Here is a 17,690-nt window from a genome sequence, read left to right as displayed (position 1 = left end):
GTCCCGCTCCACGCCCGCCCCTCCCGTCCACGGCCACCACCGCCGACGATACGACGCCAGGACAGCCTTGATCACCGACCGGGCCCGCTGGTTGGCTGTCCGGCATGACTGGACTCGGCGGCGTCACATGGCCGCCCGCCCCGATCAGGACCGACCGGCTCGTCCTCCGTGCGCCCGAGGCCCGGGACCGTCCGGTGTTCATCGAACTGCTGGCGTCGGCAGAGGTGCACACCTACCTCGGAGGCCCCCGGCCGCGTGACGAGCTCGAGCGCGAGTTGCCCGCGGTGCCCGAGCGGTGGCCGGGGAGCTTCGTCGTCGACCTCGACGGGGCGATGATCGGCCAGATCCTGATCAGGAGGGCGCCGGAGACGCACCGCCCGGCCGCGTCGGGGAAGGCCGACCTCGGCTACCTGTTCCTGCCCCGGGCGTGGGGTCTCGGGTACGCCCAGGAGTCGTGTGGGGCGGCACTCGACTGGTTCGACGGCGTCCTTCCCGGCGAGCCGGTGGTGCTGGCCACGCAGACCGCCAACGTCGGCTCCATGCGTCTCGCGGCAAGGCTGGGGTTCGCCGAGGTGGAGCGGTTCCGGGCCTGGGACGCCGAGCAGTGGCTCGGCCTGCGGTCCCCGGCCGCGCCCCCTCGCCGACCGGCGGACACCCTGAACTAGGGTCGGGGACCGTGGCGAACAAGAACATTCCCGACTCCGGCTACTCCGACGACGACGGCTCCGCCGATCCCCGGCTCGATGCCGCGCTCGCCGCCTGGGCCGAGGACCGGACCGCCCTGGCGCCGGTGCTGGAGGCGCTCAAGGGCGCCCGGCTGCTGGTGCCCGTCGTGGCCGTCCTCGGTGAGGTGGAGGAGGACGAGAACGGGCTGCGCCGGGAGAAGACCAGTGACATGGCGGTGCCCACGCTGAAGGCCGGCGGCCGGACCGCGCTGCCCGCCTTCACGTCCACCGCGTCGCTCGCCCGCTGGGACCCCGCGGCCCGCCCCGTCGCCGTACCCGTGCACCAGGCGCTGCAGGCCGCCGCGCACGAGAAGGCGGACACGGTCGTCCTCGATCTGGCCGGGCCGGTGCCGTTCGAACTGACCGGAGCGGTGCTGCTGGCGCTGGCCGAGGGACGTACGACGACCGACCCGCTCGCCGACCCGGCCGTCGCCGACGCCGTACGGGCCGTCCTGGCCGCGGAGCCGGCCGTGCTCCGGGCGCACCTCGGGCGGGGCCGGGCCGACGGCACGCTGGCGCTGGTGCTGGATCCGGGGGAGGACGACCCGGCGAAGGCAGCCCGTGCGGTCGCCGAGCGGCTGGCCGCCGACGAGACGCTGAGGGCCCGCCTGGTGCGCGGCCTCGACCTGGCACTGCTGCCGGCCGGGGCGACGCCGCCGGGCGAGCCCTTGTACGTGCGGGAGGGACGGGGTCAGCGGTAGACGGGGCCCGTGTACTTCTCGCCCGGGCCCTGGCCCGGCTCGTCCGGGACGAGCGAGGCCTCGCGGAAGGCCAGCTGGAGCGACTTCAGGCCGTCGCGCAGCGGCGCCGCGTGGAAGGAACTGATCTCGGTCGCCGTCGCGTCCAGCAGACCGGCCAGCGCGTGGACCAGCTTGCGCGCCTCGTCCAGGTCCTTGTGCGCCTCGCCCTCCTCGGTCAGCCCCAGCTTCACGGCGGCGGCGCTCATCAGGTTGACGGCGACCGTCACGATCACCTCGACCGCGGGGACCTCCGCGATGTCGCGGGTCATGGCGTCGAAGTCGGGCGTCTCAGGCGGGGTGTCACTCATGCCGCACACGATAGGCGCAGCGGGCGATCCGGCCCCACTCGGTCTCGGTTAGCCCTTCCCCCGCCGAGCTGCTAACCTTGTGTAACGACCGGTCGGACACGCACGCCCACGGCAGCGGATCCGGCCCACAAGTGGAGGCTCCGATCTCCCACCTGGCCGTCCTCCGGGACGGCGGGTCACCGGTCAGGCGGTCCCGTCCCAGCGGCGGTGACCGGCCCGAAATCGCGCCCCGCGGTCATCGCGGCGGTGCTCCGGTAGTAGTTCGAGGAGCCCCGCCTGTGATCGTCCGGGGCATTTTTTGTGCGCCGGCGCGGTTAGGTCTATCGAACACAGACGTTACGCGGCTGTTTGCCAGACCGTCGCGTGGTGCTACCGAGGAGGATCCATCAGCGCCGAGCCCCGCATCAACGACCGGATTCGCGTTCCCGAGGTGCGACTTGTCGGTCCCAGCGGCGAGCAGGTCGGGATTGTCCCGCTTGCCAAGGCCCTGGAGCTTGCGCAGGAGTACGACCTCGACCTCGTCGAGGTCGCGGCGAACGCCCGTCCGCCTGTCTGCAAGCTCATGGACTACGGGAAGTTCAAGTACGAGTCGGCCATGAAGGCCCGTGAGGCGCGCAAGAACCAGGCGCACACGGTCATCAAGGAGATGAAGCTCCGGCCGAAGATCGACCCGCACGACTATGACACCAAGAAGGGTCACGTCGTCCGGTTCCTCAAGCAGGGCGACAAGGTCAAGATCACGATCATGTTCCGCGGCCGCGAGCAGTCCCGCCCCGAGCTGGGCTACCGACTGCTGCAGCGTCTCGCGGAGGACGTCCAGGACCTCGGCTTCGTGGAGTCGAATCCGAAGCAGGACGGCCGAAACATGATCATGGTTCTCGGTCCGCACAAGAAGAAGACCGAGGCGATGGCCGAGGCCCGTCAGGCGCAGGAAGCGCGCAAGGCGGACGCGAAGGCCAACCCCGGTAAGTCGCAGAACGCCGCGGAGGCCGACGCCGAGGGCGCCGAGGCTCCGGCCCAGGAACCCGCCGAGGCGTGACCCCGGGGGGACGCGAGTCCCCAGGACCAACCGAAACAAGCGACGCTCCACCGTGCCCGGTTTCACGACCGGGCACCGGAGTGCCACCGACGAGGAGAGAACGGCGCTATGCCGAAGAACAAGTCGCACAGCGGTGCCAGCAAGCGCTTCAAGATCACCGGCTCCGGCAAGGTGCTCCGTGAGCGCGCCGGCAAGCGCCACCTGCTCGAGCACAAGTCGTCCCGTGTGACGCGCCGCCTGACCGGCAACGCCGAGATGGCCCCGGGCGACGCCGCGAAGATCAAGAAGCTTCTCGGCAAGTGACGTACGGGCGCCACTGAGCGCCGTACGGCACGACCGGGACCCCATCGACACCGGGTCGCGTGAGTACTCACCGCGGCCCCGCTACAAGGAGTTAACAAGTGGCACGCGTCAAGCGGGCAGTCAACGCCCACAAGAAGCGCCGGGCGATCCTCGAGCAGGCCTCCGGCTACCGCGGTCAGCGTTCGCGCCTGTACCGCAAGGCCAAGGAGCAGGTCACCCACTCGCTGGTCTACAACTACAACGACCGCAAGAAGCGCAAGGGTGACTTCCGCCAGCTGTGGATCCAGCGCATCAACGCCGCTGCCCGCGCCAACGGCATCACGTACAACCGCTTCATCCAGGGCCTGAAGGCCGCCAACGTCGAGGTCGACCGCAAGATCCTCGCCGAGCTGGCCGTCAACGACGCCGGTGCCTTCGCTGCGCTGGTCGAGGTTGCGCAGAAGGCGCTGCCGAGCGACGTGAACGCGCCCAAGGCGGCGTGACGCTGCGCGGCTTGAGCCGTAGTTGAAGGGACCCGCAGGCTCCAGCCTGCGGGTCCCTTCGATTGCCGTTGTCCGGTTCGTTGTCTGCCGCGGGTGCGTCGTGGCTGGTCGCGCAGTTCCCCGCGCCCCTTGAGGGGCGCGTGCAGCCCGCGTCGAGATATCTGTGAACGTTAGGAAGAGCATGCGACCCGCCAGCCCCGAGCTGATCTCCCCCCGTTCTCCCCGTGTCCTGGCCGCGCGGCGGCTGGGGAAGCGGAACTTTCGGGGCAAGGAGCGGCTGTTCCTGGCCGAGGGGCCGCAGGCCGTGCGGGAGGCCGCCGGGTACGAGGACACGCTGGTCGAGCTGTTCGCCACCGTCGAGGCCGCCGAGCGGTACGCCGACATCGTCGGGGCGGCCCGCCAGGCCGGCGTGCGCGTGCACCTCGCCGCCGAGCAGGTGATCGAGGACATCTCCACCACCGTCACCCCGCAGGGCCTGGTCGGGGTCTGCCGGTTCATCGACACCCCCTTCGACGAGATCCTCGCCGCCCGTCCCAAGCTCGTCGCCGTCCTCGCGCACGTCCGCGACCCCGGCAACGCGGGCACGGTGCTGCGCTGCGCCGACGCGGCCGGCGCCGAGGCCGTCGTCCTGACCGACGCCTCCGTCGACCTGTACAACCCCAAGGCCGTACGCGCCTCCGTAGGCTCCCTGTTCCACCTGCCGGTCGCCGTCGGCGTCCCCGTCGAGCGGGCCGTGGCCGGGCTGCGGGACGCCGGGGTCCGGGTGGTCGCCGCCGACGGCGCGGGGGAGCAGGACCTCGACGCCGAGCTGGACGCCGGCGCCATGGGCGGCCCCACCGCCTGGGTGTTCGGCAACGAGGCGTGGGGGCTCCCCGAGGAGACCCGCGCCCTCGCCGACGCCGTCCTGCGCGTCCCGATCCACGGAAAGGCCGAGAGCCTGAACCTGGCGACCGCCGCCGCCGTATGTCTCTACGCGTCGGCGCGTGCACAGCGCGCCGCCGGAGGGTGCCGCTCCGTCACCAACGCCTAGTAGGGTGACCTGCCCAGGGCCCCCGCGCGGCTGAGAGGTGGGATACGGGGATGAGTGTCGGCACGAGCAGCGCGCCGGGAGCCCGGGGAGCGCCGCGTCCGCCCGCGCCCCGCACCCCCGGTGATCTCGCCGGCCTCGGCCTGGACCCGGACGAGCTGCCCGACGGCCTGGTCGTCGCCGACGAGCGCGGCCGCGTGGTCTGCTTCAACGCCGCCGCCGCCCGCATCACCGCCGTCCCGGCCGCCGAAGCCCTCGGCCGGCCGCTGGAGAAGGCACTGCCCCTGGAGGACCTGGAGGGCCGCCGCTGGTGGCAGCTCACCGACCCCTACGGCGGCCTCGCCATCCGCGCCGGCCAGCCCGAGCGCAACCTCCTGCTCCCCGGCGGCCGGGAAGTCCTCGTCTCCGCCCGCTACGTCCGCGTCGAGCCGCTCGGCCCCGTCCACCGCGTCGTCGTCACCCTGCGTGACACCGAGGCCCGGCGCCGCACCGAACGCAGCCACGCCGAGCTGATCGCCACCGTCGCCCACGAACTGCGCTCGCCCCTCACCTCCGTCAAGGGCTTCACGGCGACGCTGCTGGCCAAGTGGGAGAGGTTCACCGACGACCAGAAGCGGCTGATGCTGGAGACCGTCGACGCCGACGCCGACCGGGTCACCCGGCTCATCGCCGAGCTGCTGGACATCTCGCGGATCGACTCGGGCCGGCTGGAGGTCCGCCGCCAGCCCGTCGACATCGGCGCCGCCGTCGGCCGGCACATCCAGGCGTACGTCGCCTCCGGTCAGGAGGCCGACCGCTTCCTGCTCCGCCTCGGCCGGCCGCTGCCCGACCTGTGGGCCGACCCCGACAAGGTCGACCAGGTGCTGAGCAACCTGCTGGAAAATGCCGTGCGGCACGGCGAGGGAACCGTCACCATTGACATCACGCCCACGGCGTCCCCCCGCGAAGGGGAGGACGTCGGCACGTCGGTCACGGTGAGCGACGAAGGGGCCGGCATCCCGGAGGAGTCCATGAACCGCGTCTTCACCCGCTTCTGGCGGGGCAGCAAGCGCGGTGGCACCGGCCTCGGGCTGTACATCGTCAAGGGCATCGTCGAGGCCCACGGCGGCACCATCACGGTCGGCCGCGCCCCCGGCGGCGGCGCCGAGTTCCGATTTACGTTGCCCGTGGCGGCACCGGCGTATCTCACCTGAGCAGCACCCGAGACGGCCGACGACCCCACGGGCGTAATCAGCGTTCCACCGCCCCGTTAGACTCGGTCTTTGGCACCTTTGCGTCCAGTTCCGCAGACGAAGCGTCCCCGCCCCGTCTCCGGACCGTAGACGGGGCGTTCCAGCCAGCCAATCGGAAGCACGGGAAGAGATGTCGGCACCGAATAAGTCGTACGACCCTGTCGAGGTCGAGGCGTTGAAACCGGAAGAGATCGAGCGCATGCGGGACGAGGCGCTCGCCGCCTTCGCCGCAGCGGGCTCCCTCGACGCGCTCCAGGAGGCCAAGGTCGCCCACACCGGCGGGGCCTCTCCGCTGGCGCTCGCCAACCGCGAGATCGGCGCCCTGCCCCCGCAGGCCAAGGCCGACGCGGGCAAGCGCGTCGGCATGGCCCGCGGCGCGGTCAACAAGGCGCTGGCCGCCCGCCAGGCGGAGCTGGAGGCCGAGCGCGACGCGCGCGTGCTGGTCGAGGAGGCCGTGGACGTCACACTGCCCCACGACCGCGTGCCGGCCGGCGCCCGCCACCCGCTCACCACGCTCTCCGAGCGCATCGAGGACGTCTTCGTGGCCATGGGCTACGAGGTCGCCGAGGGCCCCGAGGCCGAGGCCGAGTGGTTCAACTTCGACGCCCTCAACATCGGCCCGGACCACCCGGCCCGCGGCGAGGCCGACACCTTCTTCGTCGAGGGCCCGGACGGCGGCACCGAGTCCGGCGTCGTGCTGCGCACCCACACCTCGCCCGTGCAGATCCGCTCCGCGCTCGACCGCGAGCTGCCGGTCTACGTGATCTGCCCCGGCCGGGTGTACCGCACCGACGAGCTGGACGCCACGCACACCCCCGTCTTCCACCAGGTCGAGCTGCTCGCCGTCGACGAGGGCCTGACCATGGCGGACCTCAAGGGCACCCTGGACCACATGGTCCAGTCGCTGTTCGGCGCGGAGATGAAGACCCGGCTGCGGCCGAACTTCTTCCCCTTCACCGAGCCGTCCGCCGAGATGGACATGCTCTGCTACGTCTGCAAGGGCGCGTCCGTCGGCAACCCCGACCGGCCCTGCCGCACCTGCTCCAGCGAGGGCTGGATCGAGCTGGGCGGCTGCGGCATGGTCAACCCGCGGGTGCTCACCGCCTGCGGCATCGACCCGGAGAAGTACAGCGGCTTCGCCTTCGGGTTCGGTATCGAGCGGATGCTGATGTTCCGCCACAACGTCGAGGACATGCGAGACATGGTCGAGGGTGACGTCCGGTTCACCCGGCCGTTCGGGATGGAGATCTGATGCGGGTCCCGCTTTCCTGGCTGCGGGAGTACGTCGACCTGCCGGCCACCGAGACCGGCCGCGACGTGCAGGCCAAGCTGATTTCGGCCGGTCTGGAGGTCGAGACCGTCGAGCACCTGGGCGCCGACCTCAAGGGCCCCCTCGTGGTCGGCCAGGTGCTGACCATCGAGGAGCTGGAGGGCTTCAAGAAGCCGATCCGCTTCTGCACCGTCGACGTCGGCCAGGCCAACGGCACCGGTGAGCCGCAGGAGATCGTCTGCGGCGCCCGGAACTTCGCCGTCGGCGACAAGGTCGTCGTCGTCCTGCCCGGCGCCACCCTGCCCGGCGGCTTCTCGATCTCCGCCCGCAAGACCTACGGCAAGACGTCCCACGGCATGATCTGCTCCGGCGACGAGCTGGGCATGGGCGACGACGGCAGCCACGGCATCATCGTGCTGCCGCCGGAGACCGAGGTCGGCAGGGACGCCATCGAGCTGCTGGAACTGGTCGACGAGGTCCTGGACATCGCCGTCACCGCCAACCGCGGCGACTGCCTGTCCATCCGCGGCGTGGCCCGCGAGGCCGCCATCGCCTACGGCCTGCCGCTGCGCGACCCGGCCCTCATCGACGTGCCCGGCCCCAACGCCTACGGCTACCCCGTCAAGATCGCCGACCCCACCGGCTGCGACCGCTTCACCGCCCGCACGGTGACCGGCCTCAGCGCCGAGGCGCGCTCCCCGATCTGGCTCCAGCGGCGCCTCCAGAAGGTCGGCATGCGCCCGATCTCGCTGGCCGTCGACGTCACCAACTACGTGATGATGGAGCTGGGCCAGCCGCTGCACGCCTACGACCGGGGCCTCGTCCAGGGCACCATCGGCGTGCGCCGGGCCGAGGAGGGCGAGAAGATCGTCACCCTCGACGGCGTCGAGCGGAAGCTGCACGCCGAGGACCTGGTCATCACCGACGACCGGGGTCCCATCGGCCTCGCCGGCGTCATGGGCGGCGCCAACACCGAGATCGCGGACCACGACGCCGCGGAGAACGGCGGCGACGCGACGAGTGACGTGGTCATCGAGGCCGCCCACTTCGACCAGGTGTCCATCGCGCGCACCGCCCGCCGGCACAAGCTGTCCTCCGAGGCCTCCCGCCGCTTCGAGCGCGGCGTGGATCCGCAGGCCGCCGCCGCTGCCGCGCAGCGCACCGTCGACCTGCTGGTGCTGCTCGCGGGCGGCACCGCCGAGGCCGGCGTCACGGAGATCAGCGCCCCCTCCGCACCGCACACCATCAGCGTCCCCGCCGACCACCCCGACCAGGTCGCCGGTGTCACCTACGGCCGCGAGACCGTCGTACGCCGCCTCCAGGAGGTCGGCTGCGACGTGTACGGGCAGGACGAGCTGATCGTCACCGTCCCGTCCTGGCGGCCCGACCTGACCGACCCGAACGACCTGGCCGAAGAGGTCATCCGGCTGGAGGGCTACGAGAACCTGCCCTCCACCCTGCCCAGGCCCTCCGCGGGCCGCGGCCTGACCTCCCGGCAGCGGCTGCACCGCCGGGTCGGCCGGGCGCTGGCCGGCGCGGGCTACGTCGAGGCGCTGAACTACCCGTTCGTCAGCGAGCAGGTCTTCGACCAGCTCGGTCTGGACGCCGACGACCCGGCCCGCCGCGTCGTCAAGCTGGTCAACCCGCTCAGCGACGAGGAGCCCGCGCTGCGGACCACGCTGCTGCCGGGCCTGCTCGGCGCCCTGCGCCGCAACGACGGCCGGGGCTCGCACGACCTGGCGCTCTTCGAGACCGGTCTGGTCTTCCATCCCCGCGACGAGCGGCGGGCCGCCGCCAACCTGCCCGTCGACCGGCGGCCCGGCGACGACGACCTCGCCGCGCTGAACGCCGCGCTGCCCGACCAGCCGCGGCACGTCGCGGTCGTGCTGACCGGCGCACTGGAGCAGGCCGGCTGGTGGGGCAAGGGCCGTCCGGCCGACTGGGCCGACGCCGTCGAGGCGGGACGCCTGGTGGCCCGGGAGGCCGGCGCCGAGCTGATCCTCCGCAAGGGACAGTACGGGCCGTGGCACCCCGGGCGCTGCGCCGAGCTGATCGTCACGGTCGACGGCGCGGAGCGGGTCGTCGGACACGCGGGTGAGCTGCACCCCCGGGTGCTCAAGGCGCTCGGCCTGCCCGCGCGGACCTGCGCGATGGAGCTGGACCTCGACGTCGTGGCGCGGGCCGGGAACGACACCCCGCAGGCGCCGGGCATCTCCACGTTCCCGGTGGCGACGCAGGACGTCGCCCTGGTGGTCGACGCGTACGTGCCCGCCGCGGAGGTCGAGGCGGCGCTGCGGGACGGGGCGGGTGAACTGCTGGAGTCCATCCGGCTGTTCGACGTCTACGACAACGCGGAGCAGCTGGGTGAGGGGCGCAAGTCCCTCGCGTACGCGCTGCGCTTCCGCGCGGGGGACCGGACGCTCACCGTCGACGAGGCGTCGGCCGCGCGGGACGCGGCGGTCGCCCTCGCGGGCGAGCGGGTCGGAGCGGTGCTGCGCAGTTAGGCGGTGCGCCCAAGGGGCGGGGGCTTCTGCCGGTCGGCGGCCGCGGGTAGGCGGTGGCTGGTCGCGCAGTTCCCCGCGCCCCTTGAGGGGCGGCGCCTCGACGCCGTTCAGGGGCGCGGGGAACTGCGCGAGCAACCACGACGCACCCGCAGCCGACAACGCACCTCCGCACTGAACGGCGATTAGTCGCTCCGCGATGCCGGCGGAGCCGTCCGCCCCGCCACGGAGTGTCGGGCAGGCAGCCGGGCGGACGGCGTGGAAACGGGCCGCCGCACTGTACGAGGGGGAGCCGGCGGCCCGGCCGGCCTCTTTCGAGGCCCCTCAGTCAAGCCGCCCGGAACTCTCCGCGACAGCGCGCACACGCTGCGGATGCGCGTACTCCGTTCACACCCCGTGTGAAGCCCGGCACACTACGCTGTCGGCACCGAGTCACCGCGGCACCGGGGGGCACCCATGCAGCCCAACACCCTGCTCGACGCGATCCTGGACGAGGCCGGGATCTCGCACGCGGGACTGGCCGCGCACGTCAACCAGGCGGGACGCGCGCGCGGGCTGGCGTTGAGGTACGAACACACTGCCGTCGCACGGTGGTTGAAGGGCCAGCGCCCGCGGGGCCAGGTGCCCGATCTGATCTGCGAGGTCCTCGCCTCGCGCCTGCACCGTCCCGTCACCCTCGACGACATCGGCCTCGGCGTGCCCGGCGAACCGGCCGCCCCGCACACCGGCTCGCTCTCCGGGTTCGTGGAGCGCGCCACCGCCCTGTGGCGCTCCGACCAGCAGCGGCGCCCGCACATCCTCGGCGCCCCCGCGCTCACCGGCACGCCCGCCGTGATGCCGGTCTGGGAGTGGGAGAACCCGCCCGAGGACGTCGACGTCTCCCGCGGCGGGCGGCACCGGGTGACCGCCGCCGACCTGGAGATGCTGCGCTGCGCGCGGGCCCACTACGAGCAGATGTACCGCAAGGCCGGCGGCATGGCGACCCGCGCCCGCATCGTCGGCTTCCTCAACTCCGAGGCAGCGCCGCTGCTGCGCGGCGGCTACACCGACGCCACCGGACGCCAACTGCACCGGGCCACCGGCGGCCTGGTGGCGGTCGCCGGGATCTGCGCGTACGACTCCGACGCGCACGGCCTCGCGCAGCGCTACTTCCACCAGGCCCTGCGGCTCGCCAAGGCCAGCGGCGACCGGGGTCTCGGGGCCTACGTCATCGCGCTGCTGGTCAACCAGGCGCTGTTCATGCGGGAGTACCGGCAGGCCGTCGCCTTCGCCGAGGCCGCGCTGCGCGCCGCGGGCCGCCACATCACCCCGGCGCTCGCCTCCGACCTCTACGCGATGCAGGCGAAGGCGTACGCGCACCTCGGCGACGGCAGCGGCGCGCTGTCCTGCATCCGCCGCGCCGAGCAGGCCGCCGAACGCATCCGGCGCGGATACGAACCCGACGAGACCGGCTACGTCCAGCCCGGACTGGTCAACGTCCAGGTCGCCGAGGCCCTGTTGAGCCTCGGGGAACTGGCGGCGGCCGGGGAGCACGCCGCGGCGGCGGTGGACAACCCGGCGCACGACCGCGGCCGGGTGCACCGGCTGGCCATGCTCAGCACCATCGAGCTGCGCCAGGGCAACGCCGACAAGGCGGTGGCCACCGCCGTGCAGATGGCCGAACAGGCCCGGGGCATGGAGTCCCAGCGCCTGCGCGACCGACTCCGCGCGGTGCGCGAGCACCTGGTGCGCAGCGGCTGCGCGGGCACGACCGAGGCCGCCGAACTCATCGACGGGGCGCTGCGCGTACCGCTGTGATCCGTCCGCCCCTCGGGGCACACTGCGCCCACCACTGCGCCGTGAGCGGCCGCCGTGCGCCTGCTGCCGGGACGCTGCTGCTGCGATATTGCCACCTACTCCAAGAAAGGTGGCAGAACCGTGCAGTGGACGAAACAGAGCGAACAAAATGTGTACGCAAATCGCTGGTTCAGCGTCAATCTCGCCGATGTCGAACTACCGGACGGTCGGCACCTCGACCACTTCCTCATACGGATGCGTCCGGTGGCCGTGGCCACGGTCGTGAACGAGGCGAACGAGGTCCTCCTGCTGTGGCGGCACCGCTTCATCACCGACAGCTGGGGCTGGGAACTGGCGGCCGGCGTCGTCGAGGACGGCGAGGACGTCGCGGTGGCGGCGGCCAGGGAACTGGAGGAGGAGACCGGCTGGCGGCCGGGACCGCTGCGGCACCTGATGAGCGTGGAGCCGTCCAACGGGCTCACCGACGCCCGGCACCACGTCTACTGGGCCGACGAGGGCACGTACGTCGGGCACCCCGTGGACGACTTCGAGTCGGACCGCCGGGAGTGGATTCCGCTCAAGCTCGTTCCCGACCTGGTCGCCCGCGGGGAGGTCCCGGCCGCCAACATGGCGGCCGCGTTACTCCTGCTGCACCACCTCAGGCTCGGCCAGGACGCCCGGCCCGACCTCGGACGCCGGGCCGGCTAGCGTCCGAGGGCCTGCCAGACCGCCACGATCAGCGCGCCCAGGGCCGTGACCACGGCCACCGAGGGGAGCGGCCAGCGGGCGTGCTCCAGTGCGCTCAGCCGGGTACTGAGGTCCGCCAGCTCCTTGGCGGTCTCCTCGGTGCGGTGGGAGAGCAGGGCGTGCCCGCCCTCGACTCGGGCGTAGGCCACATCGAGCCGGCGTCGTAACTCTGCGAGTTCTCCCTGGACGACGGGGTGCTCGGGATCGGCGGTCACGGACCGCTCCTTTCCGTAGTCGTCTCACGTCCCTTGCATGTGCATGTCGAGTCAACTCGCCTGGTGGGCGCCTGGGGAGAGTGTGCGGACGGCATATGCGGGCCCGGGGCGCACACGCCGTGTGAAAGCCGCGGGCCCGGCACCACCTGAGGCGCCGGGCCCGTGCGCGTAGCTGCGCGTAATCAGCCGTAGGAGTAGAAGCCCGAGCCGCTCTTGCGGCCGAGGCGGCCCGCGTCGACCATGCGCTGGAGCAGCGGGGGAGCGGCGTACAGCGGCTCCTTGTACTCCTCGTACATCGAGTACGCCACCGAGGCGACCGTGTCCAGGCCGATCAGGTCCGCCAGCTTCAGCGGGCCCATCGGGTGGGCGCAGCCCATCTCCATGCCGTTGTCGATGTCCTCGCGGCTCGCGATGCCCGACTCGAACATCCGGATCGCCGAGAGCAGGTACGGGATCAGCAGCGCGTTCACCACGAAGCCGGAGCGGTCCTGGGCGCGGATGGCGTGCTTGCCGAGCACCTTCTCGGTGAACAGCTGCGCCCGGCTCAGCGTGCCCTCGGAGGTGGTGAGCGCCGGGATCAGCTCGACCAGCTGCTGCACCGGGGCCGGGTTGAAGAAGTGGATGCCGATGACGTGGTCGGGCCGCGAGGTGGCGACCGCCAGCTTCACCAGAGGGATCGAGGAGGTGTTGGAGGCCAGGATCGCGTCCGGCCGGGTCACGACCTGGTCGAGCACCTGGAAGATCTCGGTCTTGACCTGCTCGTTCTCGACCACCGCCTCGATCACGAGGTCACGGTCGGCGAACTCGCCGAGATCGGTGGTGAAGCTCAGCCGCGCCTGCGTGGCGTCCCGCTCCTCCTCGGTCATCTTGCCGCGCTCGGCGGCCTTGGACAGCGAGTTGTACAGCCGGGTGCGGCCGATCTCCAGAGCCTCGCCCGTGGTCTCGGCGACCATCACCTCCAGACCGGAGCGGGCGCACACCTCGGCGATGCCCGCCCCCATCTGACCGCAGCCCACCACGCCGACGCGTGCGATATCTCCCGAGATGCCGGTCACATCGTCCCTTTCGCTGACTTCAAGGCTGGTAACAGGCGCACCGGGGTCCCCGGCGCCTGCTCCGATCGAGCACGTTACCCCCGAATGGTCACGGATCCGTCTCCCGGGTCGGGCATGCTGAGGCCCCGTACACGATCCGTGAGCGTGCGGATCCACAGCGTTCAGGAGGTCTTCCCATGGGCGGTGTCTCGCGTCGTGCCTTCGCGGTGGCGGCGTTGTCGGCGTTCACCATGGCGCCCGCGGCGTCGGCGGCGCCGGTCTCCGCGTCGGAACCGCCGGTGCGCCGCGCCGCCGCCGGGATGCGGGGCATGTGGCTCGCCACGGTGGCCGGCCGCGACTGGCCCACCCGCGCCGGGCTGGGCGCGGCGGAGCAGCGCGCGGAACTGGTCGAGCACCTGGACAACGCGGTCCGGCACCGCCTGAACACGGTGTTCCTCCAGGTGCGGCCGACGGCCGACGCGCTGTGGCCCTCGCCGTACGAGCCGTGGTCGCAGTACCTGTCCGGCAGCCAGGGGCGCGACCCGGGCTGGGACCCGCTGGGCACGGCGGTCGAGGAGGCGCACGCCCGCGGCCTGGAGCTGCACGCCTGGTTCAACCCGTACCGGGTCTCCCTGCACGACGACCCGAGCCACCTGGTCCCCGCCCACCCCGCGCGCAGGCACCCCGACTGGGTGGTGCCGTACGGCGGGAAGCTCTACTACAACCCCGGGCTGCCCGAGGTCCGGGCCTTCGTCCAGGACGCGATGCTCGACGCGGTGGAGAAGTACGCCGTGGACGGCGTCCACTTCGACGACTACTTCTACCCGTATCCGGTCACCGGCGAGAGCTTCGACGACGGCGTGGCCTTCAGCACCTTCGGCTCCGGCTTCGGCAGCCGGGCCGACTGGCGGCGGGACAACATCGACCGGCTGGTGCGCGAGACCGCGGCACGCGTCAGGAAGGCCCGCCCGTCCGCCCGCTTCGGGGTGAGCCCCTTCGGGGTGTGGCGCAACGCGGCCACCGACGAGCGCGGCTCGGACACCCGGGCGGGCGTCCAGACGTACGACGACCTGTACGCGGACACCCGCAAGTGGGTGCGCGAGGGCTGGCTCGACTACGTCGTGCCGCAGCTGTACTGGAGCATCGGCCAGAACGGCGCGGACTACGCGAAGCTGCTCCCCTGGTGGGCCGAGGTGGCCGAGGGCAGCCGGACGCAGCTGTACGTGGGCGAGGCGCTGTACAAGACCGGGGCCCCGGCACAGCCCGCCGCCTGGCAGGACCCCGCCGAGATGTCCCGGCACCTCACGCTGGCCGCACGCCACCCGCAGGTGCGCGGGCACGTCTTCTTCTCCGCCAAGGACGTGGCGGAGGACCGGGGCGGCGCGATGGCACGCCTGGCGGCGGACCACTACACGCTGCCGGCCGCCGCCCCGCGCTGAGCCGGCTGCCCGGGACCGGCGCGGGCTAAGGCCTGTCTGACAATTCGCGTCTGCCTCGCGACGCCATGCACGCACTCTCGCCGCACCGGGCGCAGAGCCAAGTACATCCAGTACGAGGCTCCACGCCCGGCACGCCGAGAGCACGCACCTGACGCCGCGAGGCCGCCCTCCGGGCGACGACGGGAATTGTCAGACAGGCCTAGAGCTGGATCTCCCGGTGCCGGATCTCGGTGTCGGGGCCGGGCGAGCACACGCCCTCGTGCCCGTCCTCGAACCGGACCCGGTACGGGGGAGAGCCCTTCTCGCCCAGCACCTCGACGATCTCGCCGACCTTGTCGTGTTCACCGACCACCCGGCCGTGCTGCACCAGCTGGTCGCCCTTCATTGCGTGCATGCGTGGGGCCTCCTCGCCTGTGTGCCGCTCTCAGCCCCGGGCCCGCTGGGTGACCGCGATGCACACCAGTACCGCCGCGGCCGTCAGCGGAGCGGCCACCGTCAGGTGCTCGCCCAGGAGAAGTACCGACCACACCAGTGTGAGCAGCGGCTGGGCCAGCTGCAACTGGCTGGCCTTCGGGATCCCGATGGCCGCCATGCCCCGGTACCAGACGACCAGGCCGAGGAACTGCGAGCCCGCCGCCACCCACAGCAGACCGGTCACGCTGTGCGCCGTCAGGTGCACCGGCTCGAACGACAGGGCGACCGCGGCCATCGGCACCGTCAGCGGCAGACACAGCACCAGCGCCCAGCCGATCACGTGCCAGCCCGGCATCACCCGGGCCAGCCTGCCGCCCTCCGTGTAGCCGGCCGCGCACACCAGCAGCGCCGCGAAGAGATAGGCGTCGGCCGAGGTCAGCGCCCCGCCGCTCTGCTGGACCGTGAAGGCGATCACGGCCGCCGCACCCGCCAGGGCGGCGAGCCAGAAGGTGCGCGAGGGCCGGGTGCCGATGCGCAGGGCCGAGAACAGCGCGGTCGTCAGCGGAAGGAGGCCCACCACGACGGCGGCGTGCGCGGTCGTCGACGTCTGGAGGGCGAGCGTGGTCAGGAGCGGAAAGCCCAGGACCACCCCGGCGCCGACCACCGCGAGCCCCGCCCAGTGCCGCCGCTCGGGGGGCGCCACGCGCAGGACGAGCAGGCAGCCCCCGGCGATCACCGCGGCCAGGATGCTGCGCACCGCGATCAGGGACCAGGGGCCGAAGCCCTCCAGGCCCCAGGCGGTGGCCGGGAAGGTGAGGGAGAAGGCGACGACGCCGAGCGCGGCCAGGAGTGTGCCGGAGGACCGGCCGCCGGTGCTGGCGGTCGGACCGCCCACTGCTATCCCTGACGGTGCGGTAGCGCTACTCTGTGCTCTCATGCAAGAGCGTAGCAGCGTTGCTGACCTGGTGAGTGAGTTGCGAGGAGAGTTGAACCGCTACTCACCCGGCGGAAAGCTCCCGTCGAGCCGGTCCCTCGTCGACCGGTTCCGGGTGAGCCCGGTGACCGTCTCCCGGGCCCTGGCGCAACTGGCGGCCGAGGGACTGGTGGTCACCCGGCCCGGCGCCGGCGTCTTCCGCGCCCGGCCGCGCCCCACGGCCGCACCCACCGGGGACACCTCCTGGCAGGAGGTCGCGCTCAGCGCCGACGGCGCCGCCGACCTCGTACCGCGCACGGTGGACGCCTCGGGCGTGCTGGTCTCGCTGGCCGCCCCGCCGCCCGGCGTCGTGGAGTTCAACGGCGGCTACCTGCACCCGTCGCTCCAGCCCGAGCGCGCGATGGCCGCGGCCCTGGCGCGGGCCGGGCGGCGGCCCGGTGCGTGGGGCCGGCCGCCGATGGAGGGGCTGCCGGAGCTGCGGGAGTGGTTCGCGCGCGGCATCGGCGGAGCCATCACGGCCGCGGAGGTGCTGATCACGGCGGGCGGACAGTCCGCGCTGACCACCGCCCTGCGCGCGCTCACCCCGCCCGGCACCCCCGTGCTCGTCGAGTCGCCGACGTACCCCGGCATGCTGGCCATCGCGCGGGCGGCCGGACTGCGCCCGGTGCCGGTCCCCGTGGACGCCGACGGTGTCCGCCCGTCCCTGCTCGCCGACGCCTTCCGGGCCACCGGCGCCCGTGTCCTGGTCTGCCAGCCCCTCTTCCAGAACCCGACCGGTGCCGTGCTCGCCCCGGAGCGGCGCGGTGAGGTGCTGCGCATCGCGCGGGCGGCCGGCGCCTTCGTGGTGGAGGACGACTTCGTACGGCGGCTGGTGCACGAGGACGCCGGACCGCTGCCCGCGCCGCTCGCCGCCGACGACCCGGACGGCGTCGTGGTCCACGTCTGCTCGCTGACCAAGGCGACCTCGCCCAGCTTCCGGGTCAGCGCGCTGGCGGCGCGCGGGCCGGTCCTGGAGCGGCTGCGGGCCATCCAGGTCGTCGACACCTTCTTCGTGCCCCGGCCGCTCCAGGAGGCGGCGCTGGAACTGGTGGGGTCACCCGCCTGGCCGCGCCACCTGCGTGCGATCGCCGCCGAGTTGAAGGACCGGCGGGACGCGATGACGTCCGCGCTGCGGCTGAGCCTGCCCGAGGTGTCGCTGCCGCACATCCCGTCCGGCGGATACCACCTGTGGCTCCGCCTGCCCGACGGCACCGACGAGGTCGCGCTCACCGCGGCCGCCCTGCGCGCGGGCGTGGCGATCACCCCGGGCCGCCCCTACTTCAGCGCCGAACCCCCCGCCGCCCACCTCCGGCTGAGCTTCGCCGCCGTGGCGGGCGCCGGCGAGATCGCCGAGGGCGTACGACGGCTGCGCTCCGCCTGCACGGAGACATGGGGCGGCTGACGCGGCCGGACCCGGCCCGATATCCGGTCGACGCGGTCTCACCGGCCCTGCGAGCATCCCGGC

The 17,690-nt window shown here is 72.7% G+C and carries 18 protein-coding genes; 13 read left to right on the top strand and 5 right to left on the bottom strand.

What is annotated here, in order from left to right:
• Positions 1-104: 104 nt before the first annotated feature.
• Positions 105-665 (top strand): GNAT family N-acetyltransferase, encoded by a 561-nt coding sequence (locus DMH12_RS21345; RefSeq protein WP_125493103.1) that lies wholly within the window; start codon positions 105-107, stop codon positions 663-665.
• Positions 666-676: 11 nt separating this feature from the next.
• Positions 677-1,426: an SseB family protein gene (locus DMH12_RS21340; RefSeq protein ID WP_125493102.1), complete on the top strand. Its 750-nt coding sequence runs from the start codon at positions 677-679 to the stop codon at positions 1,424-1,426.
• Here the strand turns inward: DMH12_RS21340 and DMH12_RS21335 are convergent.
• On the bottom strand, positions 1,417-1,773 hold the full coding sequence (locus DMH12_RS21335) for a DUF1844 domain-containing protein (protein ID WP_125493101.1): 357 nt from the start codon (positions 1,771-1,773) through the stop codon (positions 1,417-1,419). The genes DMH12_RS21340 and DMH12_RS21335 overlap by 10 nt on opposite strands.
• 385 nt (positions 1,774-2,158) lie before the next feature.
• On the opposite strand from DMH12_RS21335, the gene infC reads away from it, so the two are divergent.
• From infC to DMH12_RS21290, 9 genes are all read left to right on the top strand, one after another.
• Positions 2,159-2,812, top strand: coding sequence for a translation initiation factor IF-3 (gene infC / locus DMH12_RS21330; protein WP_125493105.1), 654 nt, complete (start codon positions 2,159-2,161; stop codon positions 2,810-2,812).
• A 108-nt stretch (positions 2,813-2,920) separates the two neighbouring features.
• Positions 2,921-3,115, top strand: a complete 195-nt coding sequence (gene rpmI, locus DMH12_RS21325; protein ID WP_003977225.1) for a 50S ribosomal protein L35 — start codon at positions 2,921-2,923, stop codon at positions 3,113-3,115.
• A 98-nt stretch (positions 3,116-3,213) separates the two neighbouring features.
• Entirely contained in the window at positions 3,214-3,597 is a 384-nt protein-coding gene (gene rplT / locus DMH12_RS21320; RefSeq protein ID WP_004002577.1) for a 50S ribosomal protein L20, read from the top strand.
• A 181-nt stretch (positions 3,598-3,778) separates the two neighbouring features.
• On the top strand, positions 3,779-4,627 hold the full coding sequence (locus tag DMH12_RS21315; RefSeq protein WP_125493100.1) for an RNA methyltransferase: 849 nt from the start codon (positions 3,779-3,781) through the stop codon (positions 4,625-4,627).
• Between the two features lie 50 nt (positions 4,628-4,677).
• Positions 4,678-5,817, top strand: coding sequence for an ATP-binding protein (locus tag DMH12_RS21310; protein ID WP_125493099.1), 1,140 nt, complete (start codon positions 4,678-4,680; stop codon positions 5,815-5,817).
• A 169-nt stretch (positions 5,818-5,986) separates the two neighbouring features.
• Positions 5,987-7,108, top strand: a complete 1,122-nt coding sequence (pheS, locus tag DMH12_RS21305) for a phenylalanine--tRNA ligase subunit alpha (protein WP_125493098.1) — start codon at positions 5,987-5,989, stop codon at positions 7,106-7,108.
• Positions 7,108-9,630 (top strand): phenylalanine--tRNA ligase subunit beta, encoded by a 2,523-nt coding sequence (gene pheT / locus DMH12_RS21300; protein WP_125493097.1) that lies wholly within the window; start codon positions 7,108-7,110, stop codon positions 9,628-9,630. Before pheS ends, pheT begins: the two co-directional genes overlap by 1 nt.
• A 453-nt stretch (positions 9,631-10,083) precedes the next feature.
• Positions 10,084-11,424, top strand: coding sequence for a transcriptional regulator (locus tag DMH12_RS21295; protein WP_122617277.1), 1,341 nt, complete (start codon positions 10,084-10,086; stop codon positions 11,422-11,424).
• A gap of 120 nt (positions 11,425-11,544) precedes the next feature.
• Positions 11,545-12,111: an NUDIX hydrolase gene (locus DMH12_RS21290; protein WP_125493096.1), complete on the top strand. Its 567-nt coding sequence runs from the start codon at positions 11,545-11,547 to the stop codon at positions 12,109-12,111.
• On the opposite strand, the gene DMH12_RS21285 is transcribed toward DMH12_RS21290, so the two are convergent.
• A complete protein-coding gene (locus DMH12_RS21285) occupies positions 12,108-12,365 on the bottom strand; it encodes a hypothetical protein (RefSeq protein ID WP_125493095.1) in 258 nt (85 codons plus the stop codon). The genes DMH12_RS21290 and DMH12_RS21285 overlap by 4 nt on opposite strands.
• A gap of 182 nt (positions 12,366-12,547) precedes the next feature.
• Positions 12,548-13,420, bottom strand: coding sequence for a 3-hydroxybutyryl-CoA dehydrogenase (locus tag DMH12_RS21280; RefSeq protein WP_125493094.1), 873 nt, complete (start codon positions 13,418-13,420; stop codon positions 12,548-12,550).
• 176 nt (positions 13,421-13,596) lie between these two features.
• Here DMH12_RS21280 and DMH12_RS21275 point away from each other — a divergent pair, with 176 nt between their 5' ends.
• Positions 13,597-14,838 carry a glycoside hydrolase family 10 protein gene (locus tag DMH12_RS21275; protein WP_125493093.1) on the top strand — a complete coding sequence of 414 codons (1,242 nt, stop codon included), beginning with the start codon at positions 13,597-13,599 and terminating at the stop codon, positions 14,836-14,838.
• Between the two features lie 199 nt (positions 14,839-15,037).
• On the opposite strand, the gene DMH12_RS21265 is transcribed toward DMH12_RS21275, so the two are convergent.
• A complete protein-coding gene (locus DMH12_RS21265; protein WP_122617272.1) occupies positions 15,038-15,232 on the bottom strand; it encodes a DUF1918 domain-containing protein in 195 nt (64 codons plus the stop codon).
• 30 nt (positions 15,233-15,262) lie between these two features.
• Entirely contained in the window at positions 15,263-16,189 is a 927-nt protein-coding gene (locus tag DMH12_RS21260) for a DMT family transporter (protein WP_125493092.1), read from the bottom strand.
• Between DMH12_RS21260 and DMH12_RS21255 the strand changes: the two genes are divergently transcribed.
• Positions 16,188-17,627, top strand: coding sequence for a PLP-dependent aminotransferase family protein (locus tag DMH12_RS21255; protein WP_125493091.1), 1,440 nt, complete (start codon positions 16,188-16,190; stop codon positions 17,625-17,627). The genes DMH12_RS21260 and DMH12_RS21255 overlap by 2 nt on opposite strands.
• The last annotated feature ends 63 nt before the right edge of the window (positions 17,628-17,690 follow it).

Source organism: Streptomyces sp. WAC 04229, assembly GCF_003947455.1.
Classification (GTDB): Bacteria; Actinomycetota; Actinomycetes; order Streptomycetales; family Streptomycetaceae; genus Streptomyces.
The sequence above is the reverse complement of the archived record's forward strand: the minus strand, read 5'-3'. Positions and strand labels throughout refer to the sequence as shown.

Coding starts and splice junctions, on each gene's coding strand:
- DMH12_RS21265 (WP_122617272.1), bottom strand. CDS start 15,232: ATGCACGCAATGAAGGGCGACCAGCTGGTGCAGCACGGCCGGGTGGTC.
- DMH12_RS21335 (WP_125493101.1), bottom strand. CDS start 1,773: ATGAGTGACACCCCGCCTGAGACGCCCGACTTCGACGCCATGACCCGC.
- DMH12_RS21310 (WP_125493099.1), top strand. CDS start 4,678: ATGAGTGTCGGCACGAGCAGCGCGCCGGGAGCCCGGGGAGCGCCGCGT.
- DMH12_RS21255 (WP_125493091.1), top strand. CDS start 16,188: ATGCAAGAGCGTAGCAGCGTTGCTGACCTGGTGAGTGAGTTGCGAGGA.
- DMH12_RS21260 (WP_125493092.1), bottom strand. CDS start 16,189: ATGAGAGCACAGAGTAGCGCTACCGCACCGTCAGGGATAGCAGTGGGC.
- DMH12_RS21315 (WP_125493100.1), top strand. CDS start 3,779: ATGCGACCCGCCAGCCCCGAGCTGATCTCCCCCCGTTCTCCCCGTGTC.
- DMH12_RS21275 (WP_125493093.1), top strand. CDS start 13,597: ATGGGCGGTGTCTCGCGTCGTGCCTTCGCGGTGGCGGCGTTGTCGGCG.
- DMH12_RS21345 (WP_125493103.1), top strand. CDS start 105: ATGACTGGACTCGGCGGCGTCACATGGCCGCCCGCCCCGATCAGGACC.
- DMH12_RS21295 (WP_122617277.1), top strand. CDS start 10,084: ATGCAGCCCAACACCCTGCTCGACGCGATCCTGGACGAGGCCGGGATC.
- rpmI (WP_003977225.1), top strand. CDS start 2,921: ATGCCGAAGAACAAGTCGCACAGCGGTGCCAGCAAGCGCTTCAAGATC.
- pheT (WP_125493097.1), top strand. CDS start 7,108: ATGCGGGTCCCGCTTTCCTGGCTGCGGGAGTACGTCGACCTGCCGGCC.
- pheS (WP_125493098.1), top strand. CDS start 5,987: ATGTCGGCACCGAATAAGTCGTACGACCCTGTCGAGGTCGAGGCGTTG.